Source organism: Streptomyces sp. 2-1, assembly GCF_048564895.1.
GTDB lineage: Bacteria > Actinomycetota > Actinomycetes > Streptomycetales > Streptomycetaceae > Streptomyces > Streptomyces phaeochromogenes.
In genome coordinates this window covers 1,674,091-1,695,262 of the sequence record NZ_CP183383.1, presented here as the reverse complement: position 1 = coordinate 1,695,262, position 21,172 = coordinate 1,674,091, and the positions used below count along the sequence as shown (strand labels likewise).

Below are 21,172 nucleotides of genomic sequence, written 5' to 3'. Positions count from 1 at the left end.
GGTGTCAGCAGGTGAGCTGGGTGTCCGCCCAGTCGCCGTGGTCAGAGGTGACTCCGTCTCCACCGTCGGTGACGACGAGGCGGATCACCTGGGCGCCGCTCACGTCGGCCGAAAGGGCCTGTGCCGGCTGGGCGTTGGTGAGAACGCCGGTCGAGGCCACCTTGGTGCCGTCGGCCCAGATCTCGAAGGCGACGGACCCGTCCGCGCCCTCCTCGTCGTCCACACCGACCTTCGCGGTGACGGTCTCGCAGGCCTTGCCCGTGTAGTACTCGACGGTGCTCTCCGCGTGGACGCCGAGCCCCGTGGCGTACACGACGCCGTTGATCGTGATCGGGGTGCCGTCGCCCGCGTCGCTCTCGCCGTTGCTGGTGTTGCGCTCGACCGGCCCCCAGCCGTTGGTCGTCGAGAGCCAGGGGAGATCGCCGAGGTTCGAGGCTCCCGAGGGCGGGGCCACCACGACGGACGCCGTCAGCGGCAGCACGCTCTCGGCCCGTACCCCGTTCGGCGAGCGGTAGGTCGCCTTCAGCGTCAGGTCGTACGACCCCGCGGGTGTGCTCGCCGGCGCGGTCACCGTCCACTTGGTGCGCAGCGCCTTGCCGGTCGGGAGGGAGCTTGTCGTGGTCGGCGACTTGGCCCTCACCTTCCAGCCCTGGGGGCCGGTCAGGGCGACGGAGACGCGCTTGGCGGGCGTGCGGCCCAGGTCGGTGACCGACGTCGTCAGGGCGGTCGGCGTGGCGGCCTCGATCAACGTGCTGCCGTCCAGGCCGAGTTCGACGGCGGGCGGGTTCTTGGCCCAGCGGCCGTCCGCCGCGACGCGTACGAGGACCGTGCCGTGGGCCGGGACGGTCGCCGAGATCGCGCCTGCCGTGTTGTAGCTCTTGTGCTGCCACAGGTCGCGCAGCGTGTAGGCGTCCGCCTCGGGCAGTCCGACGGCCTTCGCGGTCGTGGCGATGCGCTGGGCGCTGCCGGTCTCGTTGAAGAGGGCGACCGTGCGGCTGCCGTCCTTCATCTCCTTGGCGACGACCCAGCGACCGCCCTCGGAGGAGAGCACCGCGCCCTGCTTGCCGAGCGGGTCCTGGTCGACCGCGATGACCTCCTTGTTGCCGAGGATGTCGAAGGTCTCCTCGGGGACGGAGCGCAGGTCCGAGCCGATGAGCAGCGGCGCGGCCATGATCGACCACATCGAGAAGTGCGTGCGGTACTCCGTGTCCGTCATGCCGCCGTTGCCGACCTCCAGCATGTCGGGGTCGTTCCACCGCCCGGGACCGGCGTACTGCGAGAGCGGCAGGTTCTGCTTCATGATCGAGAGCATCGAGCCCCAGTTGTCACTGATGTCCCCGGTCGTACGCCACAGTTGGCCGAGGTCCCCGGCCCACTCCCAGGGCTTGTTCTCGCCCCACTCGCAGATGCTGTAGACGATGGGGCGGCCGGTTGTCTCGGAGGCGGCCTTCAGGGCGTCACGCATCGTCGTGTAGCGCTGCTTGGCGTCCACGCCCTGGTTGTTGCAGTTGTCGTACTTCAGGTAGTCGACACCCCAGTCCGCGAACTGCTGGGCGTCGCTGAACTCGTGGCCGAGCGAGCCCGGGAAACCCGCGTCGTTGCACGTCTTCGTGCCCGCGCTGGTGTAGATGCCGAGCTTGAGCCCCTTGGAGTGCACGTAGTCCGCGATCGCCGTGATCCCGCCCGGGAAGCGGACCGGGTCGGGCACCAGCTTGCCGTTCGCGTCACGAGCGGGCAGCGCCCAGCAGTCGTCCAGGTTGACGTACTCGTACCCGGCCTCCTTGAGCCCCTTGGCGACGAAGATGTCCGCGATCCCCTTGACCATCTCCTCGTTGAACTCCGCACGGCAGTGCGTGGAGTTCCAGTTGTTGAAGCCCATGGGCGGGGTGAGGGCGAGACCGTCGTCCGGGGTGGGTGCGGCCGGTGCCGCCGGAGTTCCGGCCGAGGCTCCGGCCGGTGTCTGCGCGTTGGCGGCCGGGGCGGGCCCGGTCAGCCCCAAGGTGCCGAGCAGCCCTGCGGTGAGTGCTCCGACCACTCTTCGGCGAGTCGTGCGGGTGAGAAAGTGACGCATCGTTACGTCCTCCGTACTCGCGAAAGGTTGGATGTCTTCATGTCCGCGTCATCCGTGCGCGCTTACGGTAGGACCTGTCGCACTGTGGTGGAAGAGGTGCGGTAACGTTTGTTCGATATCCCGTCAAAACCCTAGACGATGCTCCGACTAGGGAGTGGGATTCAAACCCCGCGTGCGTTTGTGTTGACTTGTGTCCTGCGGAGGGGGCGACGGCACGGCTATCGCTCAAGGTGACCGCGGTGCCCGGAAGTCCGCCGGGACATCGGATGTCCCGGCGAAATCTCTTGCGTGGCGCGGCTGTTCCGTGGAGTACCGGAAAGGCCGACCGTGACCCATGGGCGGGTCGGCAGTTGAACCGGGCATGAAGAAGCGCAGCATGCTCGCCATCGCCTCCCTCGCCGCCGGATTCGTGGTCGCGGCCGTCACGCCGTCCCATTCCGCGGAGGGCGGCGACGCCCTCGGCAGCCTCGACGTACAGAACACGCTCAGCAGCCTCGACCAGACGATCAGCGACGGCAGTCTGGCCACGGACGACAAGCCCGAGGAGCAGCGGGGCTGACCCACGAGTCAGGACCGTCCCGACCATCAGCCCGGCCCGTCGAGGGCCGGGCTTTCGCATGCGTCCGGCCCGTCGAACGCGACCTCTTCAGGGCCTGGTTTCCGTGGCAGGGTGGAGCGGGCAAGCCTCAGGGGGCCAACAGCAGAGGGGGAACCGTGATCGTTTGGATCAACGGTGCGTTCGGTGCGGGGAAGACCACCACCGCACGGGAACTGATCGACCTGATCCCGAACAGCACACTCTTCGACCCCGAGCTCATCGGCGCCGGGCTGACGCAGCTCCTGCCCGCCAAGCGCCTCGCCGAGGTCGGCGACTTCCAGGATCTGCCGATCTGGCGACGGCTCGTGGTCGACACCGCCGCCGCGATGCTCGCCGAACTCGGGGGCGTACTCGTGGTCCCCATGACACTGCTCCGCCAGGACTACCGTGACGAGATCTTCGGCGGACTCGCATCCCGCAGGATCGCGGTACGCCATGTGCTTCTCGCCCCGGCGGAAACGATCCTGCGCGAGCGAATAGCCGACCGGGAGGTCCCGCCGGACCTCCCCGACGGGGAGATACGGGTGCGGCAGTGGTCGTACGACCACATCGAGCCGTACCACGCCGCACTCGCCGGCTGGCTCACCGCCGACGCCCACCCGGTCGACACCAGCGCGCTCACCCCCTACGAGGCCGCCGTGCGCATCGCCGGGGCCGTGAGCAGCGGGACCGTCCCCGTCTGCGACATCGTGCAGACCCCCGAGCCCACCTCGGAAACCGTCGCCGCGGGCGTGCTCCTCTTCGACGAGCAGGACCGGGTGCTGCTCGTCGACCCGACCTACAAGGCCGGCTGGGAGTTCCCGGGAGGCGTCGTCGAATCCGGTGAGGCGCCCGCGCGCGCGGGCGTCCGCGAGGTCGCCGAGGAGACGGGCATCCAACTCGTCGACGTACCCAGCCTGTTGGTCGTCGACTGGGAGCCACCGGTACCACCCGCCTACGGCGGACTGCGTCTCCTCTACGACGGCGGCCGGCTCGACGGCGACGAGGCCCGGCGGATGCTGCTGCCGGGCCCCGAACTGCGCGCCTGGCGCTTCGTCACCGAGGAGGAGGCGGCCGGACTGCTACCGCCCGTCCGCTACGAGCGCCTGCGCTGGGCGCTGCGCGCACGGGAACGGGGAGCCGCCCTGTACCTGGAGGCCGGGGTGCCCAAGGGGTAGCTAGCTGTCCCGGCGACGACGGCCGAACGAAACGACTGTCGTGGGGTGTACGAGTACGAGGGACGAGGGGCGTGCCCCGGTTGTGCTGTGGGGCACGCCCGTCGGACCGACTCGGTCAGTTCGCCGCGTAGTTGCGCAGGAACAGAGCCTCGGCGACCGACAGCCGCTCCAGTTCCTCCGGCGACACGCTCTCGTTCACGGCGTGGATCTGGGCCTCCGGCTCGCTCAGCCCGATGAGCAGGATCTCCGCCTGCGGATACAGCGACGCGAGGGTGTTGCACAGCGGGATGGAGCCGCCCTGACCGGCGTACTGCATCTCCGCCCCGTCGTACGCGTCGCTCATCGCCTGGGTCATCGCCGCGTACGCGGGACTGGTCGTGTCGGCGCGGAACGGCTGACCCTGGCCGATCTGTTCGAGCTGCACACGCGCGCCCCACGGGGTGTGCGCCTCCAGATGGGCCTGGAGCAGCTTGGTCGCCTCGACCGTGTCCACGCCCGGCGGCACCCGCAGGCTGACCAGCGCGCGGGCACCCGCCTGCACGGACGGGGTGGCGCCGACCACCGGCGGGCAGTCGATGCCGAGCACGGTCACGGCCGGCCGCGCCCAGATGCGGTCGGCGACCGTGCCCGAACCGATCAGCTCCACACCGTCGAGCACCTTGGCGTCCTTGCGGAACTGCGCCTCGTCGTACTGCAGGCCGTCCCAGCGTGAGGTGCCCGTGAGCCCGTCGACCGTCGTCGAGCCGTCCTCGGCACGCAGCGAGTCCAGTACGCGGATCAGCGCGCCCAGCGCGTCGGGGGCGGCGCCGCCGAACTGGCCGGAGTGCAGGTTGCCTTCGAGGGTGTCGACCCGGACGCGGACGAGCGTCATGCCGCGCAGCGCGGTCGTCACCGTGGGGACGCCGACCCGGAAGTTGCCCGCGTCGCCGATGATGATCGTGTCGGCGGCCAGCAGCTCGGGGTGCTCCTCGGCGTACCGCTCCAGGCCGCCCGTACCCTGCTCCTCGGAACCCTCCGCGATCACCTTGACGTTGACCGGGACCCCGCCGTTGGCCTTGAGCGCGCGCAGCGCCAGCAGGTGCATGACCAGGCCGCCCTTGCAGTCGGCTGACCCGCGCCCGTACCAGCGGCCGTCCCGCTCCGTCAGCTCGAACGGCGGGGTCGCCCAGCCGGCCTCGTCGAGCGGCGGCTGCACGTCGTAGTGCGCGTACAGGAGGACCGTCTTCGCGCCCTCGGGGCCCGGCAGGCTGCCGTACACCGACTGTGTGCCGTCCGGGGTGTCGAGGAGCGCGACGTCCTGGAAGCCCTCGGCGCGCAGCGCGTCGGCCACCCAGTTCGCGGCGCCCTCGCTCTCGCTCCGGGGGAACTGGTCGAAGTCCGCCACCGACTTGAAGGCCACCAGCTCGGTGAGCTCCGCCTTCGCCCTCGGCATCAACGAGGCGACGGTCTCGGCGACCGGATTCGACGACATGGGCACGCTCCTCGTGGGTGCGACGTTGTACGGCTGGGTACGTCTGCGATGCGCGCATACGGGTGTGCGCGCTGCATTCGCTGTAGATCCTCCCACAGCGGTCCTGGCCGGACGTCGCCGTAGGATGCGTGGAGCAGGTGCGGCAGGCGGCTGGATCGGAGCAGCAGACCATCGTGAGCAGCGAGAACTCTTCGGACGACGCACAGCGGGTGTGGGACGTCGTCGTCGTCGGCGCGGGGCCCGCGGGCGCCTCGGCCGCCTATGCGGCAGCGGTCGCGGGGCGCCGCGTCCTGTTGCTGGAGAAAGCGGAGCTGCCCCGTTACAAAACGTGCGGCGGCGGCATCATCGGACCGACACGTGACGCGCTGCCGCCCGGCTTCGAGCTGCCGTTCCAGGACCGGGTGCACGCGGTCACGTTCTCGCTCGACGGCAGGTTCACGCGCACCCGTCGCTCCAAGCAGATGCTCTTCGGGCTCATCAACCGGCCCGAGTTCGACCAGCAGCTCGTCGAGCACGCCCAGAAGGCGGGCGCCGAACTGCGTACGGGCGTCACGGTCTCGCGGGTGGAGCAGCACGGCTCTGCCGTCCCCGACCGGCGCACGGTGGCCGTGGTTCTCCAGGACGGCGAGACGGTGCTCGCCCGGTCCGTGGTCGGCGCGGACGGCAGCGCCAGCCGGATAGGAGCACACGTCGGGGTGAAGCTCGACCAGGTCGACCTCGGCCTGGAGGCGGAGATCCCGGTGCCGGAGACGGTCGCGGAGGACTGGAAGGGGCGGGTCCTGATCGACTGGGGCCCCCTTCCCGGCAGTTACGGCTGGGTGTTCCCCAAGGGCGACACACTCACCGTCGGAGTGATCTCGGCGCGCGGTGAAGGCGCCGCCACCAAGCGGTACTTGGAGGACTTCATCGCCCGGCTCGGGCTCGCCGGTTTCGAGCCGAGCATCTCGTCCGGGCATCTGACGCGCTGCCGTGCCGACGACTCACCGCTGTCGCGGGGGCGGGTGCTGGTGTGCGGGGACGCGGCGGGACTCCTGGAGCCGTGGACCCGTGAGGGCATCTCCTTCGCACTGCGCTCGGGGCGCCTCGCGGGGGAGTGGGCGGTGCGGATCGCGGAGGCGCACGACGCGGTGGACGCGCGGCGGCAGGCGCTGAACTACGCCTTCGCGATCAAGGCGGGTCTCGGCGTCGAGATGAGCGTCGGCAAGAGCATGCTCACGATCTTCCAGCGGCGGCCCGGCATGTTCCACGCCGCGCTCACCGGTTTCCGGCCCGCCTGGAAGGCGTTCACGGGGATCACCCGCGGGTCCACCTCGCTCGGCGAGATGGTGCGGTCGCATCCGATGGCGGGGCGTGCGCTGACCGCGCTCGACCGGTGACCTGAGGGGGACAGGGACAGGGGCGGGGCTTCGGACGGCAGGGGCTGCCCGGGGCCTTCAAGGGGCGGCGGGGCGGCTCAGCTCTCGACGGTGATCCGGAAGACCGGGTGGTCGGGGGCGATGCGCCGCAGCTCCTCGTTGGACGAGTCGGGGCCGACGCCGTTGAAGAACACGCCGACCTCGGCCTTCCAGCGCTTGAGGTAGGCGCGCAGCAGCGGGACCTTGTCGTCGTCGGCGACCTCCACGGCGGTGAACACGTCCACCTTCTTGCCGAGGTGCAGCTCGCCGCCGCCCGCGACCCGCATGTTGTGCGTCCACTGGACGTGGCCGCGCGGGGCGACGAGGTACTGCCGGCCGTCGAAGGTCAGCAGGTTGACGGGGGTGGTGCGCCACTCGCCGCTCTTGCGGCCGCGGACGGCCAGGACGCGGGAGCCCCAGACGCTGAGGCCGCGGCGGGTCATCCAGGCGATGGTCCGGTTGAGGACGTTCACGGTGAACCAGCCGGGCTTCTTCACGTGCGTGGACGTGGCCATGGGGACTTCCTCCTGAAGCGGAAAGTGGAAAACGTGAGCACTGCTCTCGCTTGAGAGCAGTGTGCACGAGATCGGTGATCCAAAGCAAGAGCGGTGCTCTCGTAATGGCTCACTGCTCACGTTTGCGTGCACCGCTCTCGTTTGTGTGCACTGCTCTGAAAATATGGAACACTGGCGCGCATGAGTACCGCCAAAGGAGCCCGTGCCCGCGCCCGGATCGAGGTCACCGCGGCCATCAAGGACGAGGCGCGCAGACAGCTCGCCGAGGACGGCGCGGCCAAGCTCTCCCTGCGGGCCGTGGCCCGCGAGCTCGGCATGGTCTCCTCCGCGCTGTACCGCTACTTCCCCAGCCGCGACGACCTGCTGACCGCGCTCATCATCGACGCCTACGACTCGCTCGGCGCCGCCGCCGAAACGGCGCACGCCAAGGTGGCCGACGCCGGACCGATCCGCCGTTGGACCGCGGTGTGCGAGGCGGTGCGCGAGTGGGCGCTGGGGCACCCGCACGAGTACGCGCTGATTTACGGATCGCCCGTGCCCGGGTACGTCGCACCCGCCACCACCGTGCCGGCGGCCTCCCGCGTCGGGCTGCTCCTCATCGGCATCGTGCGGGACGCGCACCAGGGCGCAGGTGTGGCCCTTCCTCCGCTGCCCGCCGAACTCGGGCCCGAGGCACGGCGGTTGGCCGACGACCTGGCCCCGGACCTGCCGCCCGCGGTGGTCACCGCGCTCGTCGCGGCCTGGGCGCAGCTCTACGGACTCGTCGGCTTCGAGCTGTTCGGGCAGTTCAACCGAGTCGTGGAGGACCGCGAGCCGTTCTTCCGGCACGCCGTCGCCCAACTCGGTCATGGGGTGGGCCTCGTGTTCCCTCAGGACACCGGCACGGGCGGCCGGGGCAGCAGAGCGGGATCCTGACGGAGCATCCGCGTGTGCAGTGACCGGAGCGGCGGCCCCGGGTCCGCGCCCAGCGCCTCGGCGAGCCGCTGCCGTGCGGCCTCGTAGGCGGTCAGCGCGTCCGAGGAGCGGCCCGTCCGGTACAGCGCGAGCATCAGCAGCTCCACCAGCCGTTCCCGCAGCGGGTGCGCGGCGACGAGCCGGACCAGTTCATGGACGTACTCGAAGGACCTGCCGAGTTCGATCTCGCCGGCCAGCCGGGCCTCCAGCACCGTGAGCCGCTTCTCGGCCCAGCGCAGCCGTTCCGCCGCCAGGTAGGGCGCCTGCAAACCCTCCGCGAACTCGCCGCGCCACAACTCCTCGGCGCGCTCGACCAGTTCGCCCGCGCGCCGCAGGTCACCGGCGTCACGTGCCGCGAGTGCCTCGTCCACCCACCGTCGCCGCTCGCGCAGGTCGTCGGCGTCCGCGCCGGTGAGCCGGTAGCCGCTGCCCGTCCACGCCAACTCCGCGGCGCCGCCCAGGGCTCGGCGCAGCCCGGAGACGTACTTCTGCACGAGGTTGCGTACATGCAGGGGCGGGGCGCCTCCCCACACGGCCTCGACCAGGGCGTCGTACGAGATGGAGCGCCCCTCCTGGAGGAGAAGGACGGCGAGTACGGCGCGCTGTTTCGGCGGGCCGAGCGGTACTTCGACACCGTCGCGCAACGCCCGGAGCGGGCCGAGCAGTTCGAAGCGCAGGCCGTCGGGCGCTCCCTCGGCCTCGGCCTCGGCCGAACCGCTCTCGCGCAAGCCCTTCGGTGTCCCCTCGCCCATGCGTCGAGCGTATCCCGGCACCGGCGTTCCAGTGGATCTTCCAGCGGACGGTCAGCGGCGCCGACGACCGTGGCCGCTACGGATCCCCGGAGAAAGGCCACACCACGATGCTCACCCGGCTCGGCCGCCTGGCGGTGCGGCGCAGTCGCGCCGTCCTCATCGGCGTACTCCTCGCCTTCCTCGGCCTCGCCGCCTACGGGGCCGGCGCCCAGAACGACCTGGACCTCGCGCGCTGGAGCTCGCCCGGCACGGAGTCGGTGCGCGCGGGGGACGTTCTGCGCGAGGAGTTCGGCACCGGCAACCCCAACCTGGCGCTGCTCGTCACGGCACGCGACGGCGACGTGGACAGCGCCCGCACACGGGACGCGGCCCGCGCGCTCGCCCAGGAGGTGGAGGGGCTGCCCCTGGTCACCGACGTCACCTCGTACTGGGACTCCGACAGCCTCGCCCTGCGCGGCACCGACGGCCGTCGCGCGCTCGTCCTCGTCCGCCTCGAAGGCAGCGCCACGGAAGCACGCGAGCAACTCGCCACGCTCTCACCGCGGTTGACACGCACGACCGATGAACTCACCGTCCAGGTAGGCGGCCAGGAGGAGATCTCACGACAGGTCGGCGAACAGGCGCGCACCGACTTCCTGCGTGCCGAACTGTTCGCACTGCCCGCCGTCCTGCTCCTCCTTGTCCTGGTCTACCGGCGCACCACGGCAGCCCTGTTGACCGTCGCGGTCGGTCTGCTGTCCGTCATCGGAACCCTCGCCGGGCTGCGCGCGATCGCGCAGTTCACCGAGGTGTCGGCCTTCGCGGCGAACCTCGCCCTCGTCCTGGGCCTCGGACTCGGCGTCGACTACAGCCTGTTCGTCATCAGCCGCTACCGCGAGGAACGCGCGGCCGGGCGCCCGGGGCCCGACGCCGTCGTGCGGGCGACCGCGGTCGCTGGGCGCACGGTGGTGTTCAGCGGAGTGACGGTGGCGGTGTCGCTGAGCGCGCTGCTGGTGTTCCCGTTCTTCTTCCTCAGCTCGTTCGCGTACGCCGGTGTCCTCGTCGTGGTGACGGCGGTGGCCGGAGCGGTGGTCTTCCTGCCGGCGGCCCTGGCCCGCTGGGGCCACCGGGTCGAACGGCCCGCCGCACGCACGACGTCCGGCTTCTGGCACCGCACGGCACTCGCCGCGATGCGCCGCCCGCTGCTCGCCGGCGCCGGAGTGCTCACCGTCCTGCTCCTCGCCGCCTCGCCCCTCCTGGGGCTGCGCTTCGGACTCCCCGACGAGCGGACCCTCCCCGAAGGGACCTCCTCGCGCACCACCTCCGAGATCGTCCACGAGGACTTCCCCGCCGAGCCCACCGACACCATCCAGGTCGTCCTCACGAAACCGATCACGAAATCACCCACGGGTGCGCCCACCGAAGCGCCCACGACCACGGCCGCCACGCGCGCCTACGCCGCCGAACTCTCCCGTGTCCCGGGCGTGTTCCAGGTCGACGCCCCCTCCGGCACCTACCGCGACGGGCAGCGGACCGGAGTGCCGGGCCAGGACCGGCTGACGGCGCCCGACGGCAGCGTACGGCTGGCGCTGGTGCCCACTCAGGAGGCGATGCGCGGGGACGTACCAGCGCTCGTCGAACGCGTCCGTGACGTCCCCGCACCCGACGGCGTACTGGTCGGCGGCTACCCGGGCGAGACCACCGACTTCCGCGCCACGCTCCTGGACCGGCTGCCGCTCGCCGCCGGGCTCGTCCTCGGGGCGACGTACCTGATCCTCTTCCTGATGACCGGCAGTCTGTTGCTCCCCCTGAAGGCGACGGTTCTGAACCTGCTCAGCCTGTCCGTGATGTTCGGCTGCCTGGTGTGGGTCTTCCAGGACGGGAACCTCTCCGGAGTGCTCGGCTTCACGCCGACCGGTTCGATCGAGCCGAGCATCCCGGTGCTGATGTTCTGCGTGGCGTACGGCCTCTCGATGGACTACGAGGTGTTCCTGCTGTCCCGCATCAAGGAGGAGCACGACCGCACCGGCGACACCGGGCGCGCGGTCGCCGAGGGCATCCGGCGAAGCGCCCCGCTGATCACGGCGGCGGCCGGCATCCTCGCGCTGTCCTTCCTGTCGTACGCCACCGGAGGCGTCGTCTTCCTGAAGGAGCTCGGCATCGGCACGGCCCTGACGATCCTCGTCGACGCGACCCTCATCCGGGTGGTCCTGCTTCCGGTGACGATGCGGCTCGCGGGGCGCGCGAACTGGTGGGCGCCGAAGCCGTTGCGCCGGTTCCGGATCAGGGAGGCCGCCGAGCCCGAGCCGGAGCAGGTACTCCGCCGGGAGTACGTGTGATCACCACGCTCGGCTGACGCCTCCGGCGACCCCCGGCGTTTAGCGTGGCAGGCATGGAAGAGCAGCGCACACGCCGGTGGGGCGGACCCCCCTGGGCCAGGGGCGGACCGCCGCAGCGCCGGTGGCCCGGGCCCCCGTGGTGGAACCGCCGCGACGAGGAGGAAGAGGGCGGCGGCCGTCCCCGTTGGCCGTGGCGTTCGACACTGCTCCTGACCGTGTTCGTCCTCGTCGGCAGCAACTTCGCCGCGGAGCAGCAGCCCGACCGGGAAAAGCTCGACGTCCTCGCGCGCATCCTCCTCTTCGGGGGCGCCGCTCTGCTCCTGTGGCGGCAGCGGTATCCCGTGGCCGTGGTGTTCGGCACCTCGGCCACGGCCCTCGTCTACTTCAGCGCCGGATATCCGTACGGGCCGATCTTTCTCACGGTCGCGCTCGCCTGCTTCAGCGCGATCGTGGCCGGGCAGCGCTGGGCGGCCTGGACCGCGCTCGGCACGCTGTGGGTGGTCCATCTCCTGGTGGGGCACTGGCTCTACCGGTGGCTGCCGCCGAAGGGCGACCCGGTCTCCTCATGGGGTGAGGAGGTCGCCATCGCCGCCTGGATGATCGCCATCCTCGCGGTCTCCGAACTCGCCCGGGCACGCCGTGAGCAGTGGGACCGCGACCGGGCGGAACGCCGGCAGGCGGCCAAGCGGCGCGCCGACGAGGAGCGGCTGCGGATCGCCCGGGAACTGCACGACGTCCTGGCGCACAGCATCTCCGTCATCAACGTCCAGGCAGGCGTGGGCCTCGCGCTGCTCGACTCCGATCCCGAACAGGCGCGCACCGCGCTGACCACCATCAAGGCCGCGAGCAAGGAGGCTCTGGGGGAGGTGCGCCAGGTCCTCGACACGCTCCGTACGCCCGGAGACGCGCCGCGTGCGCCGGCGCCGGGCCTCGACCGGCTCCCCGAACTCGTCGAGCAGGCCGCGGGTGCCGGACTGACGGTCGACGTCGAGAGCGGGGGCGAGCGCAGGTCCCTGCCGCCCGGTGCCGACCTCGCCGCCTTCCGCGTCATCCAGGAGGCGCTGACCAATGTCGTACGGCACTCCGGATCGCGGCACGCGCGCGTGCGGGTCGATTACGCACGCGACGCGTTGACGCTCCGTATCGACGACGACGGACCCGCGACAGGCGAGGACGCGGGCGGCAGCGGCAACGGGCTGGCCGGAATGTGGGAGCGGGCCGCGGCCCTGGGTGGCACGATCGAGGCCGGACCGCGCGAGGACGGAGGCTTCCGGGTGCTGGCCCTGCTGCCGCTCAAGAACTCGCGCGCCGAGCCGGGGGCTTCGGCCGGGGCGTCCGACAGTTCCGAGAAATCCGTAGAGCTCAAGGAGGACCGGTGATCCGCGTACTGCTCGCCGACGACCAGTCACTGGTCCGCGCAGGCTTCAAGGCGCTCCTCGACGCCCAGCCGGACATCGAGGTGGCCGGAGAGGCCGCCGACGGCGAGGAAGCGCTGCGCGCGGTGCGCGAACTGCGGCCCGACGTCGTCCTGATGGACATCCGCATGCCCCTGCTCGACGGCCTCGCCGCGACCCGCCGCATCACCGACGACGACGGCCTGAACGACGTCAAGGTGGTCATGCTCACCACCTTCGAGCTGGACGAGTACGTCTTCGAGGCCATCCGCTCCGGAGCGTCCGGCTTCCTCGTCAAGGACACCGAACCGGAGGAACTCCTGCGCGCCGTACGGGCGGTGGTCGAGGGCGACGCACTGCTGTCACCGGGCGTGACCCGTCGGCTGATCGCCGAGTTCGCGGCGCGCTCCAAGGAGCCCGCGGGAGCCGGAGCCCTCGCCGAACTCACCGAGCGGGAGCGGGAGGTGATGGCGCTGGTCGGGATCGGACTGTCGAACGACGAGATCGCGCGCCGGCTGGTCGTCAGCCCGCTGACCGCGAAGACCCATGTCAGCCGGACCATGGTGAAGCTGGGCGCCCGCGACAGGGCCCAACTGGTCGTGCTCGCCTACGAGTCGGGGCTGGTGCGGCCGGGCTGGCTGGGCTGAGCCGCCTGCCGGAAACGGACCAGCACACTGGCCACCCGGAAGATGAAGAGCACGGCCGCGAGTGAGGTCCCGGCCGCTAGCTGGACCTTCTCGATGGTGACCGGCAGGTCGAAGAGCAGAGCGGGTCCGGCCAGGGCCCCGAACGCCACCGCCGCGGCGAACGCGGCACTGAACAACGCGTATCCGATCTCGACGGTCATCTCGTCCCGCTCGGACTGAGTCCGCCGCCCCCTGGTCTGTCCCATACCGGCAGTCTCACAGGGGAGCGCCCGGCGGGGCAAGGAAAGGCGCGCCCGGCTGGGCAAGGAAGCCCGCCGGGCGCGCGTCGTCGAGAGAGAGGAGTCGGTCCGGGGAGAGATAGGTCGGTCGCGGGCCCGGGGGTCAGTCGCGGGCCGCCACCCGCTCGTCCTCCCGCTCCCGCTCGTCCTCCCGTACGTCCTCGGACTTGGCGACCAGGATCGTCGTCTGCCGCGTGCGCTGTCCGCGCAGTCCGGTGGCCGTGATGAGCAGGCCCGCCACGGCGATCGCGGTCACGACGGCCAGACCGGGACGGTAGCTGTCGAGGACCGCCTGGGGCGAGGAGCTCTCGGAGGTGTTCGCGGTCACCACGGCCGTCACGATCGCGAGGAAGATCGCGCCGCCCACCTGCACCGAGGTGTTGAGCAGACCCGAGACCATGCCCTGCTCGTGGTCCTCCACGCCGTTGGTGGCCTGGATGTTGAGCGAGGGGAAGACCAGTGCGCAGGCCGCGCCGATCAGCAGCATCGACGGAAGGATCACCGCCGCGTACACGGGGTCCAGGTCGACCCGCAGGAACAGGGCATAGCCGACGACCATCAGCGCGAAGCCGGCCACGATGAGCCGTGGCGTGCCGAACCGGTCGACGATCGCGCCCATCTTCGTCGAGGACAGCGCCACCAGCGCGCCCGCGGGCAGGAAGGCGAGCGCGGTGTGCAGCGCCGACCAGCCGAGCAGTGACTGCATGTAGATCGTGACCAGGAACTGGAAACTGACGTACGAGCCGAAGAACGCCATAGCGCCCAACTGGGCCCGGATCTGGTTGCCGGAGCGCAGTACGCCGAGCCGGATCAGCGGGCTGGGGCTGCGCCGCTCGACGCGTACGAACACGGTCAGCAGTGCGGCCACCGCGAGGAACGACAGCAGCGTACGGGCCGTGGCCCAGCCCACCTCGGGTGCCTGGACGACGGTGAAGACGAGCAGCAGCATCGAGGCGGTGCCGAGGATGGCGCCGGGGATGTCGTAGCCGCGGTGGGTCCGGTCGCGCTCGCTGCGCGGGATGAGCTTCAGCCCGGCTATCAGGGCGATGACCGCGATGGGCGCGGGCAGCAGCATGGTGAGGCGCCAGCTGGCCTCGGTGAGCAGCCCGGACAGGACGAGGCCCATCGAGAAACCGGTCGCGGCACAGGTGACGTAGATGGAGAGCGCGCGGTTGCGCAGCGGGCCCTCCGGGAACGTCGTGGTGATGATCGACAGGCCCGCGGGAGCGGTGAACGCTGCGCTCAGGCCCTTGATGAACCGGCTCGCGATGAGCAGCGGGCCCGAGTCGACGAGCCCGCCGAGCAGCGAGGCGAGCGCGAAGACGGCGAGCGCCACCAGGAAGACCTGGCGGCGGCCGAGGAGGTCGGCGGCGCGTCCGCCGAGGAGCAACAGGCCGCCGTAGCCGAGGATGTAGCCGCTGACGATCCACTGCAGGGTCGAGGTGGAGAGATCGAGTTCGGAACCGATGGACGGCAGGGCGACGCCGACCATCGACACGTCCAGCGCGTCCAGGAACATCGCGGCGCAGAGCACCAGGAGGGTGCCCCACAGGCGAGGCGTCCAGCGAGCCGCCGGGGACGGCGCCGCGGAGGTGGTGAGCGGAGAGGTCATGCGCCACACAGTACATGCGCATGCATTCAATGCAAGTGCATTTAATGCGGATGCAACAAAGGTGGTTTTTTGCTAGGGTGCGGGCCATGGCGGCTGTCGAGAAGGCCGAGCAGGGCCTCGTTGACCAGTGGCGCGACATCCTCGCGGTGCACGCGCGCACACTCTGCGAACTGGACCGGACTTTGCACCAACACGGCCTGGGTGCAAGCGACTTCGAGGTCCTAGACGTGCTGGCCGCGTCCACGCCGGCCGACGGCGATGACATCTCCTACCGCGTCCAGGAGATCGCCGAGCGGGTTCATCTGAGCCAGAGCGCGCTGTCCCGGCTGATCGGCCGCCTGGAGAAGGACGGCCTCGTCGAGCGCTGCATGTGCCCGGAGGACCGGCGGGGTGTCCGGGTCGCCCTCACCCCGAAGGGGCGCACGCTGCACGGCGAGGTGCTGCCGGTGCAGCGCGCTGTGCTGGGGCGGATGCTGGCGGGTGGCTCCGCCGACTGAACTGGTCGGGCCCGGCGGGTGGGCCGCTGATGTGGTCGGCTGCCCGCCCGCCGCTGTTGTCGTCGCGTGCCGGTCAGCTCCAGGTGACTGCGGACTTCTCCCGCCACAGGGTCGCGATCGACGAGTCTCCCGTCACGTCCGGGAACGGGCCGCGGTTCCACAGCGCCAGGTAGAGCTGGGCGGCCGTCCCCGTCAACTCGCAGTCCGCGTCCGTCGGTTCACCCCGCTCGGCCGCCGGAGGTTCGGCCGACAGTCGTACGCTCCACACGGCGTCCGAGTCCGAGGCCCGCACTCTCAGCACGCGCGGCTCGTCCGTCCGTACCCTGCTCCTGCTGCGGGCGTGGAAGCCGAGCAGCAGTTCGTCGATGCCGTCGACCGCGAAGTCCACGGGGATCGCGGTCGGGGTGCCGCCGCGCGCCGACTCCGCGTCGACCCGGTGCACGGTCGTTTCGTGGGCCTGTCGCCGGGCCCAGAAGGCGAGCGGCGAAGGGGCGGGCAGGAAGTTCCAGCACTCCACGTCGGGAGGGGCGGTGGCGAGCGTCTCGACGAGGCCGCGGTGCCCCTCCCGGAACCAGGCCAGCAACTCCGCGCCGTCCAGCTCGGGCAGGCCGCCGTCGGGGTGGTACGAGGTGTGCCCCTCGGCCACGAACGCCGTGGCCCAGCGGTGCACCATGCCGGTGTGCCGCAACAGGTCCCGCACCTGCCACTCCGGGCAGGTGGGCACCTTGGCGTCGGCCCCGGCCTCCTCCGCGGCCTCGGCCAGCAACCCGCCTTCCCGGTCCAGGCTTCGAATGTGCTCGGCAATCTCCATGTAGGGGAGTGTGCCGGATGGAGCGGGCTTCAGGAGGGACGGGGGTGATGTCTTTCCGCCGCTGATCCGGGCGGATGCGGCCCGGTCAGCCCTCTGTGTTCGCGTCCTTCTCGTCGAAGCTCGCGAAGTACGCGGCGGCCATGTCCTCGTCGGCGTGGCCCTGGGCGGCGGCTCGGGCGAAGCGTTCGGCGCTCGCGGTGGCGACGTCGAGACGGAGGCCGTGCCGCTCGCCGGCCTCGACGATCAGACGGGCGTCCTTGGCGGCGGTGCCCACGGCGAAGGCGGCCGGTGACAGCTGGTCGTTGAGGATGAGCCCGGCCTTGGCGCGCAGGTAGCCCATGTCCAGCGGGCCGCCCGCGATGGCGTCGAAGAAGCTCTGCGGCTCCACGCCCAGGGCCTTGGCCAGGGCCAGCACCTCACCGGTCGCGTTGGTGACGGAGAGGACCCAGCTGTTGGCCACGAGCTTGAGACGGGTGGCGCTTCCCGCCGCGCCGTCCTCACCCGTCCACACCGTACGGGCGCCGACCGCGTCGAAGACCGGCGTCACGGCCTCCCTGCCGTCGCTCGGACCGGCGGCCAGGACGAGCAACTGACCGGCCTCGGCGGGCTGTCGGGTGCCGAGAACGGGCACGTCGTAGAAGACCAGGCCCTTCTCGCGGGCAAAGTCGGCCAGTTCGCCGACGGCCTCGATCCCGGCGGTCGTCGACTGCACCCACGCGGTACCGGCACGCAGGGCGGGCGCGGCCTGCCGCATCACGTCCAGCACGGCGGGGCCGTCGTACAGCATGGTCAGGACGACATCGGCGCCCTCGACCGCCTCCGCGGGGGTGTCGACGACGTGCGCGCCGTCGGCGGTGAGGGGTTCGGCCTTGTCGCGGGAGCGGTTCCAGGCCCGGACGGTGTGTCCGGCGCGGACGAGGTTGCGGGCCATCGCGGCGCCCATGATCCCGGTGCCGAGGACACTGACGGTGAGCTTGTCGGTCATGACATCAACTTTCCTGATCCGTATGGTGCGTCGGTTACCACTGTGCCCTGCCTGGCTGTGGCCTGCTGCGCCGTGGCGAGGTCGGGCCGGGCGTGCCGCGCGCCCGGTCCCGGTGGCGGCTCCGGCGAGGCCGTCAGTCGGCCGTCGCCCGGCGCGTCCCGTATCCGATGACGGCGGCCACCGCGGCCAGGGTCGCCACGCTGGTGAGGGCGATGGGCAGGGAGAACCAGTCGGCCATGAAACCGATGGCGGGCGGCCCGAGGAGCATGCCGCCGTAGCCGAAGGTGGAGGCGATCGCGACGCCGCTGGGGCCGGCCAGGGCACCGGCCCGTTCGACGGCGATCGGGAAGATGTTGGCGAGGCCGAGTCCGGTGACGGCGAAGCCGACCAGGGCCGCCCACACGGAGGGGGCGAGCGACCCGACGAGCATGCCGACGGCGGCCATGGTGCCTCCCGCGACCACCGTCCGGGTCCGCCCGAGCCGCTCCAGGAGCGTGGTCCCGCAGAGCCGGCCGATCGTCATGGCGAGCGCGAAACACGTGTAACCCGCGGCCGCGATGCCCGGGTGCGCGTCCAGGTCCTGCTCCAGGTGCAGGGTGCCCCAGTCGGCCAGGGCACCCTCCCCGTAGGCGGTGCAGAGGGCGATCAGACCGAAGACGACGACCAGTCGGCGAGTACGGGGGTCCGGTCGGCGTGGCTCACGCTCCTCGGGCCGTCCGGGAGCCGGCTGTGGTGCGGGGGACTCGTACCGCAGCAGGGCGCGCCCCGCGGCGGCCGTCACCAGCAGGCCGATCACGGTGAGAACGAGCAGATGCCGCGTCGGCGACAGCGAGCCCGCGACCAGCCCGCCGAGACCGGCGCCGATCATTCCGCCCAGGCTGAAGGCCGCGTGGAAACTGGGCATGATCGGCCGCCGCAGCACGGCCACCAGGTCGACGGCGGCGCTGTTGAAGGCGACGTTGATCCCGCCGTACGCGGCGCCGAAGACCAGCAGGACCGCGCCGAGTGCCCAGGTGGAGTGGGTGAGCGGCGGCAGCGCGACGCTGAGGGAGAGCAGGATGCCGCACACGACGGTGACGGGGTGGCTGCCGTAGCGGCGGCAGAGCCGGCCGGTGAACATCATCGTGACGACGGCTCCCGCGGAGACGCCGAGCAGGGCGAGCCCCAGTGTGCTCGCGGAGGCGCCGGTCTGTTCCTTGATGGCGGGAATGCGGACGACCCACCCCGCGAAGATGAAGCCGTCGAGGGCGAAGAAGGTGGTGAGGGCGATCCGGAGTCGGGTGAGGTCCTTGCTGTGGCCCGGCACGTCATTGTGCGTTCGGGATTTGTTTATTTGCGGCACAAACTCAGGCTAGGTGGGAGCCGGGGGCTGGGCAAGGGGGTCGCCCCGGTGCTCGGGCGCCCCGGCGCTCGGGTGCTCCGGTGCTCCGGCGTTCGGGCGCTCCGGCGCGTTGGGCGCCAGGGCCGCTCCACCCGGCGACCGCGGTACTCAGGGAACGTCCGCCACCGAGAAGACCCCCGGCCCGCTGACCCCGTACAGCACACCGCCCACCAGAAGCGGCGGTACCGAATTGGGGGTCAGTTCCTCGAAGGAGCGGCCCTCCGTGTCGAAGGACGAGGTGGTGCGCCCGATCTCCTTGCCGGTGCGTGGGTCGAGCGCCAGGATGCTGGTGTCCGGCATCGTGACGTACAACCGGCCGTCGTGGAGGGCCGGTTCGCTGAAGACTCGCAGGTCGCGCGAGCTGGTCCACAGCGGCTTTCCGCGTTTCAGGTCGAGGGCGAGCAGGGTCTCGTTGCCGTAGTCGAAGATGTACATGGTGTCGCCGCGGACCAGTGGCGGCGCTTCCGGCTCGACGCTCCAGGGGAAGTCGATCCGGCGGGTCTTCCCGCTGTCGAGCTCCTGGATGAAGAAGGCGGCGGAGACCCCGGAGTTGTCGTCCCAGCGGGCGTAGTACGCCGTGTCGTCGTGGACGGTGGCCAGCCACAGATCGCCCTTGGGCGCCTCGACGTTGCCCAGGGTCCGGCCGGTCCGTGCGTCGAGTCGGGCAATGCCGCCGGAGCCGCCGCGCAGATCGGCGTAGAGGGTCCCCTTGGACCCCTCGTGGAACGGGCTCGCCGACGCGGAGGCCAGTTTGCGCCGCCACAGTTCCTCACCCGTGCGCGGCTCGTACGCCGCGAAGCGCGCGGTGTCGGAAGGCCCGAGCTCGTCCAGCCGTACGAGCAACACCCCGCTCAGGAACGCGAAGTCGCCCACCGGTCCGTCCACATGCCACAGCCGCGTGCCGGTCCTGGCATCGAAGGCGTCCACTCCCTCGGAGCGGTCCGAGCTGTTGACGAACACCACACCCTCGCGGACGACGGGATCGCGCAGCGAGAAACCGTCGACCTTCTTCTGGCTCATGGGCTTCGTCCAGTCCACACGGCCCGTCGCCGAACTCAGACGCATGAGGGCGACCTGGGGAGAGGAGCAGAAGACGCCGAGCGCGTCCGGAACGCACACCGGACCCATGGGCATCGGATCGTCCTCGTCCGGCTCCAGCGCGTTGTGCCACGGCTGCCAGCCCGCCGGTGTCGAACCACGGGGCGTCACCCGCTGGTCGGCCTGGTCGACCGTGCTCGCCGGGTCGTCGTCCAGCACGGTGACCGAAGCAACCCCCGTCATACCGAGGAGGACCGCTCCGACGAGAGCGGTCCACAGCCATTTCCTACGGCGCCTCCGTTCGGTCGGCTTCGCGCCCGAGGCCGGTGACGGTAGCGCTCCTGAATCCGACAGCACGGTCACCGGGATCCGGGACGGCTCCTCGTCGGACTCTTCGTCAGTCGGCTCCTCCGGCAGCCCGGTCAGCGCGTCCAGCACCTCGCTCGACGTCGGACGGTCCGTGGGCTCCTTCGCCAGACAGGCCGAAACCAACGGGCGCAGCGGCTCCGGCAGTTCGCCCAGCTCGGGCTCGCTGTGCACGGTGTTGTACGCGGCGAGATAGGCGTTCTCGGCCTCGAAGGGGCTGCGCCCGGTGGCCGCGTACACGAGTACCGCCCCCAGCGAGAACACATCGACGGCGGGGCCGACCTCGCGGGGGCGGCTGAACTGTTCCGGTGCCATGAAGGGCGGCGAGCCCATCACCATGCCCGTCTGGGTGCGGACGTCACTGCTGGCCGCGCGCGAGATGCCGAAGTCGATGACGCGGGCCGCCCCGTCGTCGCCCTCGCCCTCCAGCAGGAGCACATTGCTCGGCTTGAGGTCCCGGTGCACGACCTCCGCGCGGTGGATCTCACGCAGCGCCTCGGCGAGTTCGGTGCCGAGGCGGCGCAGCGCCCGCCAATCCAGCGGGCCCGCCTCGGCGACCTGTTCGGCGAGTGTGGGGCCGGGGACGAACGCGGTTGCCATCCACGGTCGTTCCGCGTCCGGGTCGGCGTCCACGACCGGCGCGGTGAACGCCCCGCTGACCCGGCGCGCGGCCACGATCTCCTGCCGGAACCTGGCTCGGAACTCGGCGTTGTCGGCATACCTCGTGTGTACGACCTTGACGGCGACGGCCCGCCCCGAGGCCGATCTGCCGAGGTAGACGACGCCCATGCCGCCGCTCCCGATCCGCGATTCGATCCGGTAGCCGCCGACTGACCGCGGATCGTTCTCGCGCAGGGTCACCGTGTCTCCTTAACCAATGCACGCCTGGACGGTTCCGGCCCGGATCCTTCTGACAGGGACCCTTCACTCTAG

At 71.1% G+C, this 21,172-nt stretch carries 18 protein-coding genes; 8 read left to right on the top strand and 10 right to left on the bottom strand.

Annotated elements, in window-relative coordinates; all coding sequences use genetic code 11:
* Window positions 1-4 precede the first annotated feature (4 nt).
* Window positions 5-2,071 carry an NPCBM/NEW2 domain-containing protein gene (locus ACN20J_RS07635; protein ID WP_419665569.1) on the bottom strand — a complete coding sequence of 689 codons (2,067 nt, stop codon included), beginning with the start codon at window positions 2,069-2,071 and terminating at the stop codon, window positions 5-7.
* Window positions 2,072-2,432: 361 nt separating this feature from the next.
* Here ACN20J_RS07635 and ACN20J_RS07630 point away from each other — a divergent pair, with 361 nt between their 5' ends.
* The gene (locus ACN20J_RS07630; RefSeq protein ID WP_055613458.1) at window positions 2,433-2,630 is read left to right on the top strand and encodes a hypothetical protein; all 198 of its coding nucleotides are present in this window, start codon (window positions 2,433-2,435) and stop codon (window positions 2,628-2,630) included.
* A 155-nt stretch (window positions 2,631-2,785) separates the two neighbouring features.
* The gene (locus ACN20J_RS07625; RefSeq protein ID WP_361991314.1) at window positions 2,786-3,826 is read left to right on the top strand and encodes an NUDIX hydrolase; all 1,041 of its coding nucleotides are present in this window, start codon (window positions 2,786-2,788) and stop codon (window positions 3,824-3,826) included.
* Window positions 3,827-3,941: 115 nt separating this feature from the next.
* On the opposite strand, the gene ACN20J_RS07620 is transcribed toward ACN20J_RS07625, so the two are convergent.
* A complete protein-coding gene (locus ACN20J_RS07620) occupies window positions 3,942-5,297 on the bottom strand; it encodes a dipeptidase (RefSeq protein WP_419665568.1) in 1,356 nt (451 codons plus the stop codon).
* Between the two features lie 173 nt (window positions 5,298-5,470).
* On the opposite strand from ACN20J_RS07620, the gene ACN20J_RS07615 reads away from it, so the two are divergent.
* A complete protein-coding gene (locus ACN20J_RS07615; RefSeq protein WP_189838591.1) occupies window positions 5,471-6,673 on the top strand; it encodes a geranylgeranyl reductase family protein in 1,203 nt (400 codons plus the stop codon).
* A 77-nt stretch (window positions 6,674-6,750) separates the two neighbouring features.
* Here ACN20J_RS07615 and ACN20J_RS07610 read toward each other — a convergent pair whose 3' ends face one another.
* Window positions 6,751-7,206, bottom strand: a complete 456-nt coding sequence (locus ACN20J_RS07610; RefSeq protein WP_189838592.1) for a nitroreductase family deazaflavin-dependent oxidoreductase — start codon at window positions 7,204-7,206, stop codon at window positions 6,751-6,753.
* 180 nt (window positions 7,207-7,386) lie between these two features.
* Here ACN20J_RS07610 and ACN20J_RS07605 point away from each other — a divergent pair, with 180 nt between their 5' ends.
* A complete protein-coding gene (locus ACN20J_RS07605) occupies window positions 7,387-8,121 on the top strand; it encodes a TetR/AcrR family transcriptional regulator (RefSeq protein WP_269652897.1) in 735 nt (244 codons plus the stop codon).
* Here ACN20J_RS07605 and ACN20J_RS07600 read toward each other — a convergent pair.
* Entirely contained in the window at window positions 8,076-8,912 is an 837-nt protein-coding gene (locus ACN20J_RS07600) for an AfsR/SARP family transcriptional regulator (protein WP_361908233.1), read from the bottom strand. The two genes, ACN20J_RS07605 and ACN20J_RS07600, sit on opposite strands and share 46 nt — an antisense overlap.
* Here ACN20J_RS07600 and ACN20J_RS07595 point away from each other — a divergent pair.
* Genes ACN20J_RS07595 through ACN20J_RS07585 form a run of 3 tightly spaced genes read left to right on the top strand, consistent with a single transcriptional unit; the run spans window position 8,897 to window position 13,271 of the window.
* Window positions 8,897-11,230, top strand: a complete 2,334-nt coding sequence (locus ACN20J_RS07595) for an MMPL family transporter (protein ID WP_419665567.1) — start codon at window positions 8,897-8,899, stop codon at window positions 11,228-11,230. The two genes, ACN20J_RS07600 and ACN20J_RS07595, sit on opposite strands and share 16 nt — an antisense overlap.
* A 53-nt stretch (window positions 11,231-11,283) precedes the next feature.
* Window positions 11,284-12,609, top strand: a complete 1,326-nt coding sequence (locus ACN20J_RS07590; RefSeq protein ID WP_419665566.1) for a histidine kinase — start codon at window positions 11,284-11,286, stop codon at window positions 12,607-12,609.
* Window positions 12,606-13,271: a response regulator gene (locus ACN20J_RS07585; RefSeq protein WP_419665565.1), complete on the top strand. Its 666-nt coding sequence runs from the start codon at window positions 12,606-12,608 to the stop codon at window positions 13,269-13,271. Before ACN20J_RS07590 ends, ACN20J_RS07585 begins: the two co-directional genes overlap by 4 nt.
* Here ACN20J_RS07585 and ACN20J_RS07580 read toward each other — a convergent pair.
* A complete protein-coding gene (locus ACN20J_RS07580; protein ID WP_189838597.1) occupies window positions 13,232-13,516 on the bottom strand; it encodes a DUF6332 family protein in 285 nt (94 codons plus the stop codon). The two genes, ACN20J_RS07585 and ACN20J_RS07580, sit on opposite strands and share 40 nt — an antisense overlap.
* 136 nt (window positions 13,517-13,652) lie before the next feature.
* Window positions 13,653-15,161: an MFS transporter gene (locus tag ACN20J_RS07575; RefSeq protein ID WP_189838598.1), complete on the bottom strand. Its 1,509-nt coding sequence runs from the start codon at window positions 15,159-15,161 to the stop codon at window positions 13,653-13,655.
* An 86-nt stretch (window positions 15,162-15,247) separates the two neighbouring features.
* Between ACN20J_RS07575 and ACN20J_RS07570 the strand changes: the two genes are divergently transcribed.
* On the top strand, window positions 15,248-15,658 hold the full coding sequence (locus ACN20J_RS07570) for a MarR family winged helix-turn-helix transcriptional regulator (RefSeq protein WP_419665564.1): 411 nt from the start codon (window positions 15,248-15,250) through the stop codon (window positions 15,656-15,658).
* A 73-nt stretch (window positions 15,659-15,731) separates the two neighbouring features.
* On the opposite strand, the gene ACN20J_RS07565 is transcribed toward ACN20J_RS07570, so the two are convergent.
* The 4 genes from ACN20J_RS07565 to ACN20J_RS07550 all read right to left on the bottom strand — a co-directional run bounded on the left by ACN20J_RS07565 (window position 15,732) and on the right by ACN20J_RS07550 (window position 21,100).
* On the bottom strand, window positions 15,732-16,469 hold the full coding sequence (locus ACN20J_RS07565; RefSeq protein ID WP_361991332.1) for a maleylpyruvate isomerase family mycothiol-dependent enzyme: 738 nt from the start codon (window positions 16,467-16,469) through the stop codon (window positions 15,732-15,734).
* 85 nt (window positions 16,470-16,554) lie between these two features.
* Complete coding sequence (locus ACN20J_RS07560; protein ID WP_189838601.1) at window positions 16,555-17,454, bottom strand: NAD(P)-dependent oxidoreductase; 900 nt, start codon at window positions 17,452-17,454, stop codon at window positions 16,555-16,557.
* Between the two features lie 133 nt (window positions 17,455-17,587).
* The gene (locus ACN20J_RS07555) at window positions 17,588-18,760 is read right to left on the bottom strand and encodes an MFS transporter (protein WP_190228704.1); all 1,173 of its coding nucleotides are present in this window, start codon (window positions 18,758-18,760) and stop codon (window positions 17,588-17,590) included.
* Between the two features lie 183 nt (window positions 18,761-18,943).
* A complete protein-coding gene (locus tag ACN20J_RS07550; RefSeq protein WP_419665563.1) occupies window positions 18,944-21,100 on the bottom strand; it encodes a protein kinase domain-containing protein in 2,157 nt (718 codons plus the stop codon).
* Window positions 21,101-21,172 lie beyond the last annotated feature (72 nt).